The sequence below is a fragment of the Thiorhodococcus mannitoliphagus genome (assembly GCF_010915725.1).
Lineage (GTDB): Bacteria > Pseudomonadota > Gammaproteobacteria > Chromatiales > Chromatiaceae > Thiorhodococcus > Thiorhodococcus mannitoliphagus.
In genome coordinates, this window is sequence record NZ_JAAIJR010000029.1 from 32819 (window position 1) to 51797 (window position 18979).

Consider the following 18979-nt stretch of genomic DNA (forward strand, 5'->3'; position numbering starts at 1 on the left):
GTTTCCCGATGCGAGCGATGCCGCCCGAAATCCCCCCTAGCCCCCCTTTGCGAAAGGGGGGAAGGTGTTGGTGGACGCTTTCTAACTAAAGTGTCCACCAATTGTTTCCCGATACGAGCGATGCAGCCCGAAATCCCTCCTGGCCCCCTTTGCGAAAGGGGGGAAGGTGTTGGTGGACGCTTTCTAACCAAAGTGTCCACCAATTGTTTCCCGATGCGAGCGATGCAGCCCGCCCCTCTCTCACCACCTATCGGTTTTATGTAGCCAGGGCTTCCAGCCCTGGCAAACCAGGCCAGGATGGCCTGGCTACGCAGGCTTGGAGCGGCTGTTCAGGTTGATGTCGGGAAACCGATAGGTGTTGAGCCGCCCCCCTATTCCCCGTTTGCGAAAAAAGGGGGGGAAAAGTGTTGATGGACACTTTCTAAGCTCAGGGCACCCGCGCAACCGGCCGCATCTCCTTGTCACAGGTCCCGCCGACGCTGACTGAGCGTTTCGAGCCACCGCCGCGACAAGACTCTCCACGATCGACCACACGGCAGTTGATCTCGACCGGCTTGCCGGCGCTCAACCAGCTCGGCACCTTGCGATAGCGCCCCGTGCCCGCGGATCGACAGCCGCTCGGAATGCCATAAGCGGGACAAGAACTCGGTTTGCGCAAGGAGACCTTGCGCGCGTCGATGAGGAAGCCAGGATAGTTGTCGCGGATACTGACAATGTCCCGATCGGGCGCCTCTTCGAACAGGAACTCCTTGAACGAATAGCCGCTCCCGGACTTGGAGCCCACCTGCACCCGGGTGTTCGCGATGAGCGCATAGTCACCGCCGCTGCTCGCCACGGCACCCGTCATATATTCAACCCGGTCGTGCTTGGGAAAACACTTGCCCATGGCGGGCGCATGGTAGTAGTGACGCATGGTCGTCAAGTCGGACAGGCTGTTGCCGGGAAAGACGGCGCGCAGGCCTTGGTCGCCACCGTAGAGAATCTGCTCGGCATCCGGGACCGTCTGCGCGTACATCGTCTGGATTTTGGCGTAGTAGTCGTTGCTCGCAAGGTCAGGGCGCAGAAAACAGGAGGTCAGACCAGAGATCTGCGTCAAGTACTCGTCCCAGATGTTGTACTGAGAGACCGAGGAAGAGGCACCTTGGAAATCGCCCGGAAAGCCGCAGCCCTGACCACGCTGACACTGCCCAACGGCACGATTGCGGATGGAGAGCACCACGATATTGCGCTCGCAAGCACCGTAGGCGCTGCATCCACGCCCCAGGTGGCCTTCATAGAGCGCCGTGCGCATGGCGTAGTCCAGATGCTTGGCTCGCGCCAGCGTCGTCGGCGAGCCGAGATCGGAGCGCTGACGAATGAAAGCGTCCCAAGCCCGCTCCAGCGCCTGCCGACGGCCTGTCAGCCGACGATTGACATCAGCACAGTCGCTGGACGCATGAAAGGCACGCACGATCCCGTCGAGCTGACTTTGGCCGGCATCCGGTGAGCGCCGACCCGAGGCCTGCGGGTCGAAGAAGGGCGCCTTCTCCAAGGCGTAGAGTTCGCGCACATTGATGACGTTCCGAACACCGGCCGGACAATGGTGATTTCGGACCTTCAAACCCTTACGCTCGGCCACGGCACGCTTGAAGGCCTCTGTCGAGGCCGGCGTTGCCCGCCGGGGATCGACGACGACCTCGAACCCAACGTAGGGCGTCCCCTGCGAATCCGTCAGCGGCTTACCGTTGCGAATGACCAAACAGGGAATGACAGAGGTCCCCTGGGTCAGCGTCCCCGCAGGCGCTGTCTTTCCGGAGCGGGCGAACCGGTCAGCATCGTAATAGGGGACGTCCATGGGTCCGTTGAACTGATAGACCGTCATCACCGGAGTCGCGGGAATCGCGCTCCAGGCATTTGCGGAGACGAGCAGCGCGAACGCGCCCAACACTTTACGCATGAAGAAAGATCCTTATTGGCTGGCGTTTCTTGGCGCCTCTAGGCTAGGACAAGTGAGGCGACGAATCCACTCGGCCGAGGGACTCCCCGCCTCAGCTGGTTGATGCACGGGCAAGGATATTTTCGCAAGCTTCAATGCGGGCGACCGGAAGACGACCGGCAGAGCGGGCCAACAGCGCGAAGCCGCTTTGCGGCCTCGTACTCATCGTCCGTCATCTGCATGCCCACGACCTCACGCAGTCGCTCCGCATCCCGATCACCCTGCTCGATCGCAAGCGAAAGCCAGTAGTGGGCCAGCGCGAGATCGATGGGAACGCCCCGACCCTCGGCACACACCAAGCCCATGGCGTATTGGGCATCGACCTCACCGCGCTCGGCAGCCTCTTGAATGCGAGCCACCTTGGCGGGGTCATTGCGGAGAAGGACGAGATCTTTCAGGTAGGAGCTGTTACTCATGGGATCTTCCTACAGGAACGCGACAAAGGGGGCTTGCCAGCTTCGATGCGCCAGCGCAGGCGATCAGACAACCGGGCAAGGCTTGGGGCTTCACACTCAACCTAAAGCGTCGGGCCGACAGCGACAGGGTGCTGCGGAGCACCACGGATCAGAAGGGCACCGACAAGCTCGGGAAGCATCTGCTGCAGCTCGGTGAGAAAGCGCGACGGCGGCCCCGCCTCCGCCATCAAATGCACCTCAGAACCGCGCGCGCCTCAGGGCGACATAGAACGGGGGCTGATAAGGATAGGTGCAAATTTCTGCAAGCTCGGTCAGCGTTCACCTACTCACCAACCTCGCGCAGGAGTCTTTGCACGATCTCGCCGGAGGCTTAGAAAGCACCATGAATCTCGCCGGCGAGTTCGTCTTCCGTGACTTGGCAGGCCGGGACCTTGCGGCGGCGGAGTTCCTCCAAGAAGTCCGCTCGGGTCAGCTCGGCAAGCTCGGCCGCCTTCCCCTGCGAGACGATCCCTTGCGCGTAGCACTGAACCGCCGCGGCGATGCGCATCTCTTGCGCAAACTCTCCGGGCGCTAGCTTCATCATGGCCCTGAGCATATACGAAAAACACTTGGTTTTGGCGTCCTGAGGCAGCCGCAACCGCTTGGTGCTCGGGCAAGAAGCGACCGAGGAGAAACCCAACGAGATCACCGCGATTCCCAAGCTGCTGGAACTCAAAGGCTGCATCGTCACCACCTGCCAACGCCAAGCGTTTTGCCCACGCCGTCCGCGGCCACTGAGGGGTGGAGAACCGCCTGCACTGGCGTCTGGATGTCATCTTCCGCGAAGACGCCAGCCGCATCCGCAAAGGCAACGCGCCTGCGATCCTGACGCCGCAAGGCTACTTGGAATGATGACTACCGCGTTAAGGTCCTCTTTGGCTGAGGACTTATAGGCGCTCGCCCTGGCAGCGACAGCCGAAGTTTCTCGGTCCTTAGACCGAGCTGGTAACATTGACCTAAATGAAGCAGGCGGCCTCCAGCGGAACCAAATCAGACACTTGTCTGTAGATGAGTCAAATTTCGATGAAGCGTCCGACCATCCAAGGCCATCGGGATCGGGATCGGGATCGGGATCGGGATCGAACCGAGGATAGCGATCCCGATTCCGATGGCGATCCCGATGGCATGACTCGTCGGTCTGAGGCGAAGCCTCGCTAGAGTTCGGCAAATTGCACCACCTCGGGACGCTTCCAAGAACCTGGACGCCCCCCGATCGCGCTCAAGGCACCGACTTGAGGAGCAAACGCATTGAGGAGCAAACGCATTGAAGAGCAGACCCATTGAGGAGTAACCCTCCGATGACTCTGATCAAACCCTTCGCCGGCCTGCGCCCGGCAACTGGTCGCGCGGGCGATGTCGCAGCACCACCCTATGACGTCATGAACGCGGCCGAAGCGAGACAGATGGTCGAAGGACGGCCTTGGAGCTTTCTGCATATTTCACGGCCCGAGGTCGACCTGCCCCTTGGAACCGACCCCTACGCGCCAGAGGTCTATGCCAAGGCGCGCCAGAACCTGGAGCGAATGATCGAGGCCCAGGTGCTGATTCGTGATCCGAGCCCAAGCTACTACGTCTACCGGTTGACCATGGGCGATCATCGACAAACCGGGCTGGTTGGCGCGGCCTCGATCGCCGCCTACGATCGCAACCGGATCAAGAAGCACGAGCTTACCCGCCCGGTCAAGGAAGATGACCGCGTGCGCCAAATCGAGGCACTCGATGCCCAAACCGGGCCAGTCTTCCTGGTCTATCGCGCGCACGCCGAGGTCGATGCGCGCCTCGCCCACATCAGCGGCGGCGTCCCGGATGTCGATATCACCGCGCCGAACGGCGTCCGTCACGAGCTTTGGTGCATCACCGACGCGCAAGACATCGACTTCCTGACTCAGGCCTTCAGCGCATTGGATGCCCTCTATGTGGCCGACGGCCATCACCGCTCCGCGGCGGCCTCACGGGTCGCGGCGCGCAGGCGCCAGCCCAGTCAATCCTCGAGTCAAGACGAAGGCTTCCTCGCCGTCATCTTCCCGCACGACCAGATGCAGATCCTCGACTACAACCGCGTCGTTCGTGACCTCAATGGTCAGGATCCGGCGGCATTCCTGGAAAGGATCAGGAGCAGCTTCAATGTCGCGCCCTCGGACGAACCGCTGAAGCCATCGGCACCCGCCGAATACGGCATGTACCTTGAGGGGCAGTGGTACCAGCTGACACTGGATCCGCAACTCATCCCGCGCGACGACCCTGTCGCGCGACTGGACGTCAGCCTGCTGCAGGACCACCTCATCAAGCCCATTCTCGGCATCAGCGACCCCAGACGCGACGACCGCATCGACTTCGTCGGTGGCATCCGCGGGTTGGCGGGGCTCGCCGAGCGGGTCGATTCCGGTGAGATGGCCGTGGCCTTCTCACTCTATCCCACAGGCATGGAGGACCTGATGGCAGTCGCCGACGCCGGCGAGGTCATGCCGCCGAAGTCCACCTGGTTCGAACCCAAGCTCGCGGATGGTCTCGTCAGCTTGGTCCTCGACGAGCACTGAGCATCACTCAGACCCTCGCGAATCCAGGCCGGCCTCGGTATGGAATCGTCGGTCACCAAGGCCCTCAACATGGTCAAGCCCACCTATAACCTCCCTGATCAAGACACGGACGACCGCACGGCCATTCAGCACTGGCTGCAGAGTATCGACGCGCACTACAGCAAGGAGGAGGTCGCGAAGATCGCGGACGCCTGCTACGCCATGGCCGAGTGTCACGGTGACCGCCATATCGATACGGGCGAGACCCATGTGCGCCATGCCATCTCAACGGCGGACATCCTCTTCAGTCTGCGCATGGACGAGGCTACCCTGATCGCCGCCCTGCTCAACGGCTGCTTGGCACATGGCGACATTAGCGAAGCGCAACTCTGCGAGCGCTTCGGATCCGCCATTGCCGGCATGGTTGGCGACCTCGCGCGCATCGGTCAGATCGCGACCGTCGATGCCGTCATCGCCGAGAAGGATCAGCCCGAGCATGAAGAGAACCTGCGCCGACTCCTGCTAGGGATCGCCGAGGACGTGCGCGTCGTGCTCGTCGTTCTCGCCGAGCGCGTGCACCTGATGCGCGCCATCAAGGATCTGGAGCCAGGCCGACGGACCAAGATCGCGCGCGATACCCAGCGCGTCTATGCCCCGCTCGCCAATCGGCTGGGCATCTGGCAGGTCAAATGGGAGCTGGAGGACTTGACCCTGCGCTACCTTCAGCCAGGGGAGTACAAGCGGATCGCCGAACTGCTCGCCGAGCGCCGCGAGGAGCGCGAGCATTACATCACGGAGGTCATCCAAACCCTGCGCGAGAAGTTCGCGGAGGCGGACATCCCAGTCGAGATCACGGGGCGTCCCAAGCACATCTTCAGTATCTGGAAGAAGATGCAGCGCAAGGCGGTCGACATCGCCGAGATCTTCGATCTGCGCGCTGTGCGCATCATGGTCCGCACAGTCGCCGACTGTTATGCCGCGCTCGGCGTCGTACACGGACTCTGGAAGCACATCCCCAAGGAGTTCGACGACTACATCGCCACGCCCAAGGGAAATATGTACCAATCGCTGCACACCGCGGTGATCGGGCCAGAGGACAAGTCGCTCGAGGTGCAGATCCGCACCTACGACATGCATCGACATGCCGAGTATGGTGTCGCCGCGCACTGGGCCTACAAGGAAGCAAAGGGCCATGACGCCGAATTCCAGCGCCGCGTCGTCTGGATGCGCAATTGGCTGGAGCTCAAGAACGAGAGCGACGACCCCACGAACTTCGTGGAGCGTTTCCAGGCGGAACTCGAGCCCGTCCACATCTATGTTTTGACGCCGCAGTCCAAGGTGGTCGAGCTTGCAAAGGGCTCAACGCCGCTCGATTTCGCCTACACCATCCACTCGGAGGTGGGCAACCGTTGCCGCGGCGCCCGCGTCAATGATCGCATCGTCCCGCTGAACTACAGACTCAACAGCGGCGATACGGTCGAGATCCTGACCCAGAAGAACGCCGCCCCCAGCCGCGACTGGCTCAGCCCCCACCACGGCTATCTCACGACCGCGCGGGCGCGCAACCGGGTGCGTCAGTGGTTCAAGCAGCAGAGCTTCGACCAGAACCTGCACGAGGGCCGCACCGCCCTCGAACGCGAGATCGCGCGGCTCGGCATTGTCGAGAAGCCCCACTTCGACGAGCTTGCACCACGCTTCAACTTCAAGCGCGGCGAGGACATGCTCGCGGCCATCGGGCGCGGCGATCTGGCCGTGGGCCTGGTCGCGCGCAAGGTCGGCGACCCCAAGGCGGAAGAGGCGAAAGCGAAGCAACCTGATCCTAAGCCCCGCGCGCCGACCAAGCACAAGACGTCACCGACCGGAGACGTCATCGTCGAAGGCGTCGACGACCTCATGACCCACATGGCGCAATGCTGCAAGCCGGTGCCGCACGACGCCATCGTGGGCTTCGTGACCCGCGGCCGCGGCGTCAGCATTCACCGCAAGAGCTGCAGCAATGTGCGCCACCTGCCGCCGGAGGAGGCCGAGCGCTTGATGGATGTGCGCTGGGCGGATCAGCCGGTGGAATCGATCTACCCTGTCGACCTGCTCGTCGTCGCCTCCGACCGCAAGGGCTTGCTGCGCGATATCACCTCCATCTTTTCCGACGACAATGTCGATGTGGTGGGCGTCAACACCCATTCAGAGCGCAGCACGGACACCGCCTCCATGCGTTTCACCATCGAGGTCAGAGACATGCGACAGGTCGAGCGCCTCACGGGCAAGCTTCAGCAGCTCCCGGATGTTCTGAGCGTTAGACGTTCGCTATAGGAGGGCGTACACCATGAGCGCATCGAGACGACCGCCGACACCCGCGCTCGAGACGATCGCGGGTCGGTTCGACCTCGACGCCCAGGTGGTCGGGATTCGACCCTTGGGACGTGGCCTGATCAACGACACCTTCGCCGTCTCGACTGCGGCTCGAGGCTACGTCCTGCAGCGCATCAACAGCCACGTCTTTCCGCGCCCCGAGCAGATCATGGCGAATCTGCTCGTCCTGACCGAACTCTTGAAGCAGGACGAGACCGATGTGCGTATTCCCCGCATCATCCTGACCCAGGATGGCGCCGCCTTAACGCGCGACGACAGCGGCGAGGTCTGGCGGATGATGGAACTCATCCCCAACACCAAGACGCTGACCCGATTGGAGAGCGCCGGCGAGGCCCGAGAGGTCGGGCACGTCTTGGGGACCTTTCATCGGACGGCGGCCAAGCTGCCCTTGGAGCGCTTCGGACGCTCACTCCCCGAGTTGCATGAGACTGGCACCTATTTGGAGCGACTGCACCAAGTCGTCGTGACCCAGGCTGGCAGGCGCTCCAGTGCCGTCGAGGCGCTGGTCGAGCAAATCACCCGGCGCGCGCATCGCGTTGGGGCCTTGGAGGCGGCGAAGCGCGACGGCCGCACCAAGACGCGGATCACCCACGGCGATCCCAAACTGGACAATATCCTCTTCGCGCAAGACGGCTCCAAGGCCGTGGCGCTCATCGACCTAGACACGGTCCAGCCAGGGCTCGTCCAGCACGATCTGGGCGACTGCCTGCGCTCCTGCTGCAACAGGCGTGGCGAAGCGGGCGCAGCTCCAGACGCGACGCGCTTCGATCTCGCGAGTTGCGAGGCCATCCTCAGCGGATATGCCACAGAGATGAGAGGGCTGCTGTCCCACGCGGAGATCGAAACGCTCTTTGAGGCGATCGCCCTCATCCCACTCGAACTGGGAATCAGGTTCTTGACGGATTACCTCGAGGGAAACCGCTACTTTCGTGTCGAGTTTCCCGAGCAGAATCTCATCAAGGCACAGATTCAACTTGCCTTGGTAGCGGATATTGAGCGCAAAGAATCAAGGCTCAGGCAGATGATTGCGCGCGTCTTCGACTAAGAAAGTGACCATCAACAACTTCCCCCCTTTCGCAAAGGGGGGCCAGGGGGGATTTCGGGCGGCATCGCTCGCATCGGGAAACAATTGATGGGCGCTTTCTAAGAGTGCGGCGATCATCGGATCGCCCACTCAACCGGCCGGGCGACCCCATGCCCTATGCCGACCTTGCTATCGCGCGGACTCCTGCAGCTCCTTGTGCCGACGCAGGATGTAGCGGCCGAGCATGTCTCGGGGCTCGCCTTCCAGTGGCTCGAAACGGATCCCTAACCGCACCCGCTTTTCGTCGAGCGGGGTGTGTCTCACGACATGGCCGAGGAGACGCACGTACTCCGCCTCACCGGGCAAGACCAGGCGCAGATCCATGAGGGCCTGATCCAGCTCTGGCGCCTGATCTGCGGCCTGCTCGACCGCCATTCCGGTATAGGAGAGATTGATCACACGCGGACGCTCGAGGCGCCCGCTCTGATCGACGAGCCGCATCTCTTGGTCACTGTCCAAGGGCACCCGCCAGCTGCGCGAGCGCTCACCACCTTCCAAGACCTCAGGGACGCCGACCTCAAGCGTCATCTCGCCGGTATCCAGACGTGCACGCGGCTTCAGCGGGAAGCGCAGCCTGTGGCCCTGCCAGCCCGCTTGCAGTTCGATACGCGGGCTCTCGGAGAATGCCTCGAGCAGTCCGGCGGCATCCTCGGAGACACGAAGCCAGCCGCCGGCCTCGTCCTCGGACGCGTGCTCGGGCTGAGTGAAGAGCTTTTGGATGTAATCCAGCTCCTCAGAGGAAAGGATGTTGTTGCCGCGCGATGCCACTTAATCAATCACCATCTCGTCGTCGGAAGACAGATCAACTTGCCCGGCTCGCGGGTACCCATCGACCGGCCGCGAGATCCTTCACATCGCCGAGACTCAAACCGATCCAAAGTATCGGGACTGAGGTCTAAGTATCAAGTATGGCTGATGTTTCAGACAAGTCATGGATGAATGAACTCCCGCTGAGCGCGCGTCTTAGGCACGGAGCCCGCGACAGGCCATTGCCGAGACGACTGCGCAGGATCACGGACAGCGCGCGAATCCCGAACTAAGATGCGGAATTAGCCGATTGAGTTGTGAGAGATGGCTGCGTTGTGAGAGATGGCTGAGTCGATCGAAAATTCGCATTTTTTGCTGCGCAGGCTGCATTCGCTGCTTGGTCTGGTGCCGGTCGGCGCCTTCCTGGTCTTTCATCTCTGGGAGAACTCACAGTCCAGGTTCGGGGCATCGCACTACAACGGCGAGGTCGTTGCCTTTCTCCAGGGCATGAACTATCTGTCGATCATCGAGATCGCCGTCATCGCATTGCCGCTGACCCTCCATGCCGGATATGGACTCCTGATCTCGACCCAAATGCGCTGGGAGCCAAGGCGCTATTCCTACCTCAGAAACCTGCTCTATGGGCTGCAGCGCATCTCCGGAATCGGCATCCTGGGCTTTCTCGTCCTGCACATCGGCATGACGCGGATCCAGGGGCTGTGGGAGCCGGCGATTCGCGCCGACCTCTATGCTCACATGCAGCACCTCCTGATCCAGCCCCTGATCTTCTGGCTCTATCTGATCGGACTGCTGTTGTCCGTATTCCATCTCGCGAATGGTCTAGCCACCATGGGAATCGTCTGGGGACTGACCGCATCGGCTGCGGCCCAAAGGCGCTTCGGCTATGTCTGCGGCGGATTTGGCGTCCTCCTCGCGCTCATCGGCATCCAAGGCATGCTAGGGTTCCTGCCATGACCGGCAGCGGGGGAGCCATCGTGATTGGCGGCGGGCTCGGCGGGCTCTGGGCAACCCTCACCCTCGCCAACGCCGGCTTTCCGGTGCAACTCTTCTCGCTATTCGAGGTGCGCCGCAGCCATTCGGTCTGCGCCCAGGGCGGCATCAACGCCGTGCTCGACACCAAGGGCCAGCATGACTCGGTCCGGCAGCACATCATCGATACCATCAAGGGCGGCGAGTACCTCGCCAATCAGCCCCCGATCAAGAGCATGTGCGAGAGTGCGCCCGGACTCATCCGCACCTTCGACCGCATGGGCGTGACCTTTTCGCGCACTGCCGAGGGTCTCTTGGACCAGCGCCTCTTCGGCGGGGTCAAGAACAAGCGCACCTGTTTCGCCGGTGCCAGCACGGGTCAGCAATTGCTCTATGGCGTCGACCAGCAGGTCCGCCGGCTGGAGTCCCTGGGCCAGGTCACCAAGCACGAGTGGTGGGAGTTTCTCGAGTTGCTCAAGGACGAGGCGGGCAACTGCCGCGGCATCCTGGCCATGGGCCTGAACAGTCTGGAGGTGCGCGCCTTCCCGGCTGAGGTCGTCGTGCTCGCGACAGGGGGCTTCGGCCAGATCTATGCCCCCAATACGACGACATCCACGAACTGCACGGGCGCGGCCGCGAGCCGCTGCTATCGGCAAGGCGCGCGCTTTGCCAATGCCGAATTCTTCCAGTTCCACCCAACCACTATGATCGGGCGTGACAAGACACGCCTCATGAGCGAGGCCGCACGCGGGGAAGGCGGGCGCATCTGGGTGCCACGCACTCCGGACGATCGACGCGCTCCCAAGTCCATCCCAGAAGCCGAACGCCTCTATATCCTCGAGGAGATGTTCCCGTCCTACGGCAACACGGTGGCGCGTGACGAGGCCTCGCGCGCCATCTGGCGTGTCACCCGACAGATGGGACTCGGCCTGCGCGGCACCGACCGCGTCTACCTCGACCTGACGCATCTGGACCGCAGCTTCGTCGCGACGCGGCTGGGCGCCATCTTGGACATCTATCGCAAGTTCGCCGGCGTTGACCCACTCGATGAGCCCATGGAGATCTTCCCGGCCGCGCATTACCCCATGGGCGGACTCTGGGTCGACTTCGAGCGCGACGCGAACGGCGGCATGGTCTCGGAGAGTCCGCGCAACCATGCGACCAGCATCCCCGGTCTTTACGCCTGCGGCGAGTGCGACTACGCCTATCACGGCGCCAATCGCCTGGGCGCCAACTCGCTGCTCTCCGCCAGCTTTTCCGGGCGTGTCGCAGGCGCGTCCGCGGCCTGCTATCTGCGCGGGCTTGGGTCCGATCGACCGAGGCTGCGCCAGCACGACATCGACAGCCTCATCGCGCGTCAGGAGTCGCTGAATCAGCACATGATGCGCAGCGATGGGCCTGAGAGCCCCTTCCAAATCCATCGCGAGCTTGGCGAACTGATGACGGCCAAGGTCGGTGTCGTGCGCGCCAATCCGGAGCTGGAGGTCGCCCTGGAAGAGCTGCGCGAACTCGACGCGCGCCTGGACCGGATTCGGCTCGGAGACGCCAAGCAGTGGGCGAATCAATCCCTCTCCTTCGCACGGCAGCTGCGCGACATGCTCCAGCTCGCAATGGTGGTGACGCAGAGCGCGCTCGCCCGCGACGAGTGTCGCGGCGCGCACTACAAGCCCGAATTCAAGCTCGCCATCCCCGAGGGCAAATTCCCGGGCGACCCTGAGTTCGAGGACTACCGCGCGCGCTGGCAGGCGAACAACGCCCGCTGGCTCAAGACGACCATCGCCGAGCATCGCCCCGATGGCCCGAAGATCGACTTCGAGCCCGTGGACACCAGCCTCTATCCTCCCGTCAATCCACGCGACTATCGATGACCCCAGCCCAAGACACCGCAGCGGATGGCTCCGCGTCCCAAGACGACAGCCTGTCCGTGGAAGCCATCCATCTGAGGATCCGGCGACAGGACCGGCCAGACAGCCCAGCCTACTGGCAGGACTTCAGGCTGCCCTACGAAGCGGACCACAACGTCGTCTCGGCGCTCCTGGCGCTGCGCAGCAACCCCGTCACGACCTCGGGTCAGCGGGTCGAACCCGTCGCCTGGGAGCGCAACTGCATGGAGGAGGTCTGCGGCTCCTGCGCCATGCTCATCAACGGCGTGCCACGGCCCGCTTGCTCGGCGCTGGTCGATCAACTCGAGCAGCCCATCGTGCTCGCGCCCTTGCCGAAATTCCCGGTCGTGCGGGACCTGGTGGTGGATCGATCACGCATCGATACCGGCTTCCAGCACGTCAAGGCCTGGATCGACATCGACGGCGCTTGGGACACCCACGAAGGCGCGCCCCGGATCTCACCGCGTCAGTGGTCGGACAATTACCTCTACAGCCGCTGTATGAGCTGCGGCTGCTGCATGGCCGCCTGCCCGCAATTCGGCCCGCACGCGAACTTCATCGGGCCGGCGCCCTTGGCCCAGGTCAGATTGATGAACTCCCACCCAACCGGCCGTTACGACAAGACCGAGCGACTGCACGCCATCATGGGCGAGGGAGGGCTGAGCGACTGCGGAAACGCCCAGAATTGCGTCAGGGTCTGCCCAAAAGCCATCCCGCTGACGACCGCCATTGGTGAGCTTGGCCGCGAGACGACACTGCAGGCGTTGAAAGACTTGTTTGGATAGGTTGGCCCTTGCCGGCTCGCTGTCGCGATGGTGGTCGGTGGGCGGTGTTTCGTGGCTGGCAGCGCTTTCTAGGATCGACGCCTCAGGCCAAGGGCGGCCCGCGATTCACTCACCCGATCACGAAATCGCGGGCAGTCTCTGGACGACGCGTTAAGCAGGCGTCAGCGGCGGACCAGCGAGGTGCGATAGCTGGATTGATAGACAGACATGGTTCGCTGGTAGTCCGCATCATCCTCGCGACCACAGAGGCGCGAGTAAGCCTCGGCGAAGCTGCGGTCCGCGCCCAGGATGTGCGCCAGGAGCCAATCGCGCACCAAGCCTTGGGCCAGCCCGTCGAACACCTGCATCCCTTCGGCGCGCCACTCGCGCAACATCGCGGTGAACTCAGCCATCAAGAGGGCATGCTCGCTCTGATGCTCGCCAATGCCCTCGTAGTCGAAGCCTCTCATGAAGTCTTCTTCGCGACGGAAATGCTCACGCATCGACTCCCCGAGGTAGGTCAGGGCGTCCATGAGGGCGTTGGCATCTCCGCATCGACCGCTCGACGCCTCCGGGCAAAACCGGATGCAAATGTCAGCGAAGAGGTCGATCAGAGCGCGGTGATCTCGATCCAATGCTTCGATATGGAGAGACCAATCCTCGCGCCAGGTTAAGAGTTTCGGCATCAAATCCTCCGTCTCCCGGACTCTTGCGGTCCGATGATTTTTGGTTAGGTTATTGCACCCAGGGGTGCCGGGTTGACTCGGTCAGATGAGAAGGCGCAGCCTTGCGCTCGATAATTTTATGGGTCCCGCACGGCTTGGGCACGAGTGGCAGCCGCCTTCGGAGCCTGCGGGCGAGATGCGCTATCTCAACCCTGGCGGTTGCCGGAAGGGCAGCACGCGCCCCTCCCAAGCTTGGATGCCTTGATCGCGCTGGCATTCCAGCATGCGGTCCAGTGCCGGCCCAATCTCCGCAAGGAGCCGTAATTGGACCTCACGCAACCCTCTAAAATAATAGACCATCTCACAGGGAACGGGGGCGCTGATGGAATCCCGGCCGACTGCCGGCTGCCAGGCAAGGCGGATCAGTCGTCCGCCCTCGCCATCTTGATGGGCATAACCGCCTTGCGCGTCGACGAAGACGATCTCATCGCGCTCCACCACCGCGAGGTACTGCATGGGGCGGATGGGGAGGAAGACACAGGCGGCATCGGCGGCGCGCAGCAAGCGCTGCAGCCGATTGCAGAGACCCGCAGGGATGCTGCTCGACTCGCGCGCCGCTTCCTGATCGGGTCGGAAGAAGGTCTCTCTGACGTAGTAACTGCCCATGGCGCACCCACAGCCTCATTAAACAATGCAGCTAGGCTAGGAGCGCCTGAAGCTGCGGGCTGAAGCCCGAAGGCCGAACCCGGATGGATCCTAGCCCTCAGTCGTCGTCGCCAAGCTCGGGGTTCCAGCCCTCGGCGCGCGCCCGCTCGACGGCTGCGGCATAGATGCGCGCATGGCGCTCACGCAGCTCGGGCGGAAGATTCGATGCCAGGTGCCCATAGGGCTCCCAGGCCGCGCTGACCTTGTCATAGAGGGCGTCGATGCCCTGCAGCACCCAGCCCTCGCAGGTCTCGTCCTCAGGCAGAATGCCGAACACCCAGGCATCTCTGATGACGTTGGCGGTCGGCGTCATGGCGCCATCTTCCTGCTTGTGAATACCCTCGTATATCTTGGATTTCATACTGATGACCTGCTCCAGACGAGCGCTGACTTGACCAAGGTTGTGCTTAGGGGAAAGCACACATTAAGTGCCATCCTGGCATCTGATGATCGGCTCGCGATGCGAAAACAGGGTGCGCGAGCCGCCCCACTCTCAAACACCTGCGGCGCGTGAAAATACCCGGCCATCCCTGGGGCGGAGGGGAAACGCGACACATCAGCCGTTCCTCGGACCACCTAAATACAGGTGTTTCCACAGAGGCTCAAGAAGAAGAGACGCATGAAAACAACGCAAGTCGATCTCATCCGACACGGCGAGCCCGTCGGCGGCCGTCGCTACCGGGGCAATGGTGCCGACGACCCGCTTTCCGAGACCGGCTGGCGACAGATGTGGACCGCCGTCGGCGATCAGGCCAGCTGGGACCAGATCATCAGCTCGCCGATGCAGCGCTGCTTCGCCTTCGCGCGCGAACTCGCCAGTCGGCACGCACTGCCACTGGCGGTGGAGCCCGGCTTCATGGAGGTCGGCTTGGGTGCTTGGGAAGGGCGCTCGCATGCGGAGGTCGCGGCCACCGAGCCAGACGCCGTCGCCGCCTTCCACCGTGACCCCGTTGGCCACCGGCCGCCAGGCGCGGAGCCCCTTGAGGTCTTCTTGAACCGCATCACCGCTGCCTACGCCCGGCAGACCATGACCTATCCGGGGCGCCGCCTGCTCATCGTCTGCCACGCTGGCGTGACTCGCGCATTGATCGGCCATGCCCTGGCAGCGGATCCGAGCGCCTGGTACCGCCTGCGGGTCGACTATGCCGGCCTGAGCCGGGTCTGCACGGATGACTTAGGTCCGCGCGTCGAGTTCGTCAACCGCCGACGCCTGCCGTGAATACTGGCAGGCCCAGTGTCACGACGCATCTCCAGCCGACCAGAACGCTTGGTAATTCGTTTATACTTTTGGGTTTTCCGACACGCTGCGGCGCCACTCCATGCATCGAACCGACGATCTGCGCATTCGCGAAATCACCGAAGTGCGCTCTCCCGAAGAACTCCATCGCGAATACCCGCTGTCCGAGACTGCGGCCAACACCGTCTACGACACCCGCCACGAGATCCAGCGCATCCTGCACGGCAGCGATGATCGGCTGCTGGTCGTCGTCGGACCCTGCTCGGTGCATGATCCCGAGGCAGCGCTCGAATATGCCAAACGTCTCCAGCCGCTGCGCGAGGAACTCGGTCGGGATCTGCTCCTGGTTATGCGGGTCTATTTCGAGAAACCACGGACCACGGTCGGCTGGAAGGGACTCATCAATGATCCCAACCTGGACGGCAGCTTCGAGATCAACAAGGGTCTGAGCATCGCCCGCAAGCTCTTGCTGGATCTCAATGAAATGGGCATGCCCTCGGGCACCGAGTTCCTCGACCTCATCAGCCCGCAATACATCGCCGACCAGGTCAGCTGGGGCGCGATCGGCGCCCGCACAACGGAAAGCCAGGGCCACCGCGAGCTGGCATCCGGCCTGTCGTGCCCGATCGGGTTCAAGAACGCGACCAACGGCGACGTCAAGGTCGCCATTGACGCCATCCACGCGGCCGCAAGACCCCACGTGTTCATGTCGGTGACCAAGGCGGGACGGTCCGCGATCTTCAGCACCACCGGCAACGTGGACGCGCACGTCATCCTGCGCGGCGGTCAGCGCCCCAACTACGATACGGAGAGCGTGAACATCGCGGCGGAGCAAATCGCCGATTCCGGCCTGACACCCAAGATCATGATCGACTTCAGCCACGCCAACAGCGGCAAGAAGCCCGAGAAGCAGGTCCGCATTTCGCAAGATGTCTCGGGCCAGATCGCCCGCGGTGACCGCCGCATCATCGGCACCATGATCGAAAGCCACTTGGTCGGTGGCCGCCAAAATGCCGGGGCCGCGGACGACCTCATCTTCGGCCAGAGCATTACCGACGCCTGCCTGGGCTGGGATGACACCGAGCCCATGCTCCGTGAGCTCGCCCAAGCCTGCGCAAGGCGCCGCGACTGCTGCTGACAGCACAGCCGCTTGAGCACTGATCGTGTTTCGCGCTATGGTCTGATCCTTCTCAAGAAGCCTATTGGAGCTTGCTCCAAGGGACCTCCGCTCGAAACTCGAGCACGAGAAGGAGACAGACCATGGATGCTTCACGTCCGCTTCAGGCCCAGGGGTCAGCCATTGCGCTGGGCCTCGCACTGCTGATCGCCGCAGACGCTCGCGCCGGGCTCTACAAGTGCCGACAGCCGGATGGCCACATGGTCTATCAGCAAACGGCCTGCGGCGGTCGCGCCGATGTAGACCCCTTTGAGATCGATATCCGCGGACCGAACGGCTCTGAAGCAGGGGCATCCGCGCGGGATTATTCGATCGGCACCCAAGCCAAGCAGATGCGCACCGAGCGCGAGCGCTTGGATCGCAGCCGTCGCAGCGCTAGGAGGCAAGCCGCGGCCGCCACCAAGCGCGCGACTGGACAGTCACCCAAGACACCAGACCGCGCCAAATGCGCCAAGCATCGCGCCGAAGCGGCCAAGTGGAAGCAGAAAGTCATGCAGGGCTACCGCAAGCGCACGGAAAAGGACTACAACGAAGGCAAGCTCGAGCACCACCAAGCCCTGGTCGACCAATACTGCGACTGAGCGCCGAGATGCCGCCGGCTCGAGGCTGCTGTCGAGGTTTGTGAGCGAGGACGACGCCCTTTGAGGGGTGCGTGGATGGCGAAAGGCACCCGTCGCATTTCTAGACCATACTTGGGCATCAGTGCCATCCACGGAGCGCGATGGCTGCGCTCTCGATCGGCGCCGGGCGTCCAACAGCTTCCCCAATCCACTGGGCCGGCCGGCGGCCGATCCCTGGGTCAAGCGTCGGGGCCCTTTTTCAACAACCATAGGCTTGATGCAAATGAGCAGATTCAAGAAGAGATGGCCATCTCCGCATGGACCATGGCTCTCGCGGTCTCTAGGTGTGGTGCTGACCCTAGGTGCGTGCGCGACCTATGGCCAGGATCACTGGCTTCCCGTCGAGGGCAGCGGCTGCACAGTTTGGGCAGATGAGCCCCTGAAGGCGGGGCGGGTCATCCACTGGACTGGCGAATGTGAGGACGGAAAGCTGTCCGGTAACGGTGTCCTCGATGTCGTCGCCGAAGGGCAGGTCCTGCTGCACTTCGAGGGCACCTTCGTGGCCGGTAAGGCGGAGGGCGAGGGGGAATTGGAAAGGCTCGACGAGAAAGGGGCGACACGCTATCAGGGCGGATTCGTCGCGAGCCTCAAGGAGGGTGAAGGGCTCTACGAGCTGGCTGACGGCGGGCGCTATTGGGGCAGCTTCAAGGCGGACGCGGCCGAAGGCGCCGGCGTCTATCAGGGGGCCGACGGTTCCCTCTATCTCGGTGAGGTTCAAGCCAATCAGCCTAACGGTGAAGGGCTCATGGTCACCGCCGATGGCGAATCCTATCAAGGCGGCTACGTCGACGGAGAGCGTCAAGGGCAGGGCGTGCTCATGTTCCCCAACGGCTCGGTGTTTCGGGGCGACTTCCAAGCCGGCAAGGCCAATGGCCAGGGTGTCTTCCTCGCGGTCGATGGCTCCGTCTACCAAGGCGTTTGGCGCCAGGGAAAGGCTGACGGCGTCTTCAGGGTAACGCGCCCGAATGGCGATCAAGAGCAGCAGACCTGGACGGACGACGTCAGAGTCGACAATCAGCAATCGGGTGAGCAAGCCGCTTCGGGAGGCGCCCAATGAGCCAACAGCAATCCAGTGACCGCAGCGACTTCCGCAAGCGAGTGCCCACCCTCGCCGCGTCCGTCTCTGCCCTTCTCCTGATGGCGGCCGCCTTGATGCCAAGCACCGCTCCAGAGGCCGGCGTCTTGGCCGGCGCCGCCGTTGGCGGCATCGTCGGAGGAGCCTTTGGTGGACAAGAAGGCGCCGCGGCCGGCGCTGTCATCGGTGGTATCGCCGGCGCTGCGGCAGCCAATAATCGCCGCGACGACTACCATCGCCTGCCGCCGCCTCGGCATCCGCCTGCTCAACATGGTCCGCCCCCAGGGCGTCGGCCGCCTCCCGGCGGGCACCCGCCTCCTCACCGCTAGTGCGCGGCTCCGTCTCAGCTTGCGAGACGGAACGACCCTGGGAGTCCTGACCTCCAGATCAACAGCTGTCGGCCTGGAAGCCAACAATCCCAGGCACTGGCGGCGCCCTTGAAATGGGGCCGCTGAGAGCCTTGCTTGTGTGACCGATGGGCGGAGCGCGATGCTTGCGACCGTCGTCCGATAGGGCGCTAGACGAGGTTTTCGTGTGGGGCCAGTTTACCAAAGGGAGGAGGCGAGGACGGCTTCCCGCCGCACATCTTTCACGCAGAGCGACGTGGGGGCGGGGGGCCCCCCCCCCCGGCGCCCCCCCGCCCCGGGGGGGGCCCCCCCCCCCCCCGCCCCCGGGGGGGCCAAGGGGTGGGGGGGGCCCCCCCGGCGGGCCCCGAA

Annotated in this window: 18 protein-coding genes and 2 pseudogenes; 13 read left to right on the plus strand and 7 right to left on the minus strand. The window is 63.3% G+C overall.

Translation table 11 applies throughout. The features are described 5' to 3' along the window. Positions 1 to 427: 427 nt before the first annotated feature. The 3 genes from G3480_RS09220 to G3480_RS09230 all read right to left on the minus strand — a co-directional run bounded on the left by G3480_RS09220 (position 428) and on the right by G3480_RS09230 (position 2974). Complete coding sequence (locus tag G3480_RS09220; RefSeq protein ID WP_164653583.1) at positions 428 to 1936, minus strand: hypothetical protein; 1509 nt, start codon at positions 1934 to 1936, stop codon at positions 428 to 430. 131 nt (positions 1937 to 2067) lie between these two features. After that, positions 2068 to 2391, minus strand: a complete 324-nt coding sequence (locus G3480_RS09225) for an SEL1-like repeat protein (protein ID WP_164653584.1) — start codon at positions 2389 to 2391, stop codon at positions 2068 to 2070. 370 nt (positions 2392 to 2761) lie between these two features. Further along, complete coding sequence (locus G3480_RS09230; protein ID WP_240905711.1) at positions 2762 to 2974, minus strand: UPF0175 family protein; 213 nt, start codon at positions 2972 to 2974, stop codon at positions 2762 to 2764. A 46-nt stretch (positions 2975 to 3020) separates the two neighbouring features. Between G3480_RS09230 and G3480_RS29465 the strand changes: the two are divergent. From G3480_RS29465 to G3480_RS09250, 5 genes and pseudogenes are all read left to right on the plus strand, one after another. Beyond that, positions 3021 to 3137: pseudogene (locus tag G3480_RS29465) on the plus strand (ISAs1 family transposase); the annotation flags it as partial. Next, a pseudogene (locus G3480_RS29470) lies at positions 3115 to 3243 on the plus strand (ISAs1 family transposase); the annotation flags it as partial. The pseudogenes G3480_RS29465 and G3480_RS29470, both read left to right, overlap by 23 nt. A 485-nt stretch (positions 3244 to 3728) precedes the next feature. Then, a complete protein-coding gene (locus G3480_RS09240) occupies positions 3729 to 4967 on the plus strand; it encodes a DUF1015 domain-containing protein (RefSeq protein WP_164653586.1) in 1239 nt (412 codons plus the stop codon). Positions 4968 to 5036: 69 nt separating this feature from the next. Further along, positions 5037 to 7256 carry a RelA/SpoT family protein gene (locus tag G3480_RS09245; protein WP_164653603.1) on the plus strand — a complete coding sequence of 740 codons (2220 nt, stop codon included), beginning with the start codon at positions 5037 to 5039 and terminating at the stop codon, positions 7254 to 7256. Positions 7257 to 7269: 13 nt separating this feature from the next. Next, positions 7270 to 8361 (plus strand): phosphotransferase enzyme family protein, encoded by a 1092-nt coding sequence (locus G3480_RS09250; protein ID WP_164653587.1) that lies wholly within the window; start codon positions 7270 to 7272, stop codon positions 8359 to 8361. 168 nt (positions 8362 to 8529) lie between these two features. Here the strand turns inward: G3480_RS09250 and G3480_RS09255 are convergent, their stop codons facing one another. After that, positions 8530 to 9168, minus strand: a complete 639-nt coding sequence (locus tag G3480_RS09255; RefSeq protein WP_164653588.1) for a PilZ domain-containing protein — start codon at positions 9166 to 9168, stop codon at positions 8530 to 8532. Between the two features lie 321 nt (positions 9169 to 9489). Here G3480_RS09255 and G3480_RS09260 point away from each other — a divergent pair, with 321 nt between their 5' ends. From G3480_RS09260 to sdhB, 3 genes are read left to right on the plus strand one after another with little or no spacing between them, the layout of a single operon-like run. Continuing rightward, complete coding sequence (locus G3480_RS09260) at positions 9490 to 10122, plus strand: succinate dehydrogenase/fumarate reductase transmembrane subunit (protein WP_164653589.1); 633 nt, start codon at positions 9490 to 9492, stop codon at positions 10120 to 10122. Further along, positions 10119 to 12005, plus strand: coding sequence for a succinate dehydrogenase (quinone) flavoprotein subunit (sdhA, locus tag G3480_RS09265; protein WP_164653590.1), 1887 nt, complete (start codon positions 10119 to 10121; stop codon positions 12003 to 12005). The genes G3480_RS09260 and sdhA overlap by 4 nt, the downstream gene beginning before the upstream one ends. After that, positions 12002 to 12805 (plus strand): succinate dehydrogenase iron-sulfur subunit, encoded by an 804-nt coding sequence (gene sdhB / locus G3480_RS09270; RefSeq protein ID WP_164653591.1) that lies wholly within the window; start codon positions 12002 to 12004, stop codon positions 12803 to 12805. The genes sdhA and sdhB overlap by 4 nt, the downstream gene beginning before the upstream one ends. A gap of 161 nt (positions 12806 to 12966) precedes the next feature. On the opposite strand, the gene G3480_RS09275 is transcribed toward sdhB, so the two are convergent. From G3480_RS09275 to G3480_RS09285, 3 genes are all read right to left on the minus strand, one after another. Beyond that, positions 12967 to 13470, minus strand: coding sequence for a bacteriohemerythrin (locus G3480_RS09275; RefSeq protein ID WP_164653592.1), 504 nt, complete (start codon positions 13468 to 13470; stop codon positions 12967 to 12969). Positions 13471 to 13650: 180 nt separating this feature from the next. Then, positions 13651 to 14115, minus strand: coding sequence for a hypothetical protein (locus G3480_RS09280; protein ID WP_164653593.1), 465 nt, complete (start codon positions 14113 to 14115; stop codon positions 13651 to 13653). Positions 14116 to 14212: 97 nt separating this feature from the next. Next, positions 14213 to 14515 (minus strand): hypothetical protein, encoded by a 303-nt coding sequence (locus tag G3480_RS09285; RefSeq protein ID WP_164653594.1) that lies wholly within the window; start codon positions 14513 to 14515, stop codon positions 14213 to 14215. A gap of 258 nt (positions 14516 to 14773) precedes the next feature. Here G3480_RS09285 and G3480_RS09290 point away from each other — a divergent pair, with 258 nt between their 5' ends. From G3480_RS09290 to G3480_RS09310, 5 genes are all read left to right on the plus strand, one after another. Continuing rightward, complete coding sequence (locus tag G3480_RS09290; RefSeq protein WP_164653595.1) at positions 14774 to 15373, plus strand: histidine phosphatase family protein; 600 nt, start codon at positions 14774 to 14776, stop codon at positions 15371 to 15373. A 100-nt stretch (positions 15374 to 15473) separates the two neighbouring features. After that, on the plus strand, positions 15474 to 16529 hold the full coding sequence (locus G3480_RS09295; RefSeq protein WP_164653596.1) for a 3-deoxy-7-phosphoheptulonate synthase: 1056 nt from the start codon (positions 15474 to 15476) through the stop codon (positions 16527 to 16529). Positions 16530 to 16651: 122 nt separating this feature from the next. After that, positions 16652 to 17149: a DUF4124 domain-containing protein gene (locus G3480_RS09300; RefSeq protein WP_164653597.1), complete on the plus strand. Its 498-nt coding sequence runs from the start codon at positions 16652 to 16654 to the stop codon at positions 17147 to 17149. Positions 17150 to 17474: 325 nt separating this feature from the next. After that, positions 17475 to 18245, plus strand: coding sequence for an MORN repeat-containing protein (locus tag G3480_RS09305; RefSeq protein ID WP_164653598.1), 771 nt, complete (start codon positions 17475 to 17477; stop codon positions 18243 to 18245). Beyond that, the gene (locus G3480_RS09310; protein WP_164653599.1) at positions 18242 to 18592 is read left to right on the plus strand and encodes a glycine zipper 2TM domain-containing protein; all 351 of its coding nucleotides are present in this window, start codon (positions 18242 to 18244) and stop codon (positions 18590 to 18592) included. The genes G3480_RS09305 and G3480_RS09310 overlap by 4 nt, the downstream gene beginning before the upstream one ends. Positions 18593 to 18979: the final 387 nt, after the last annotated feature.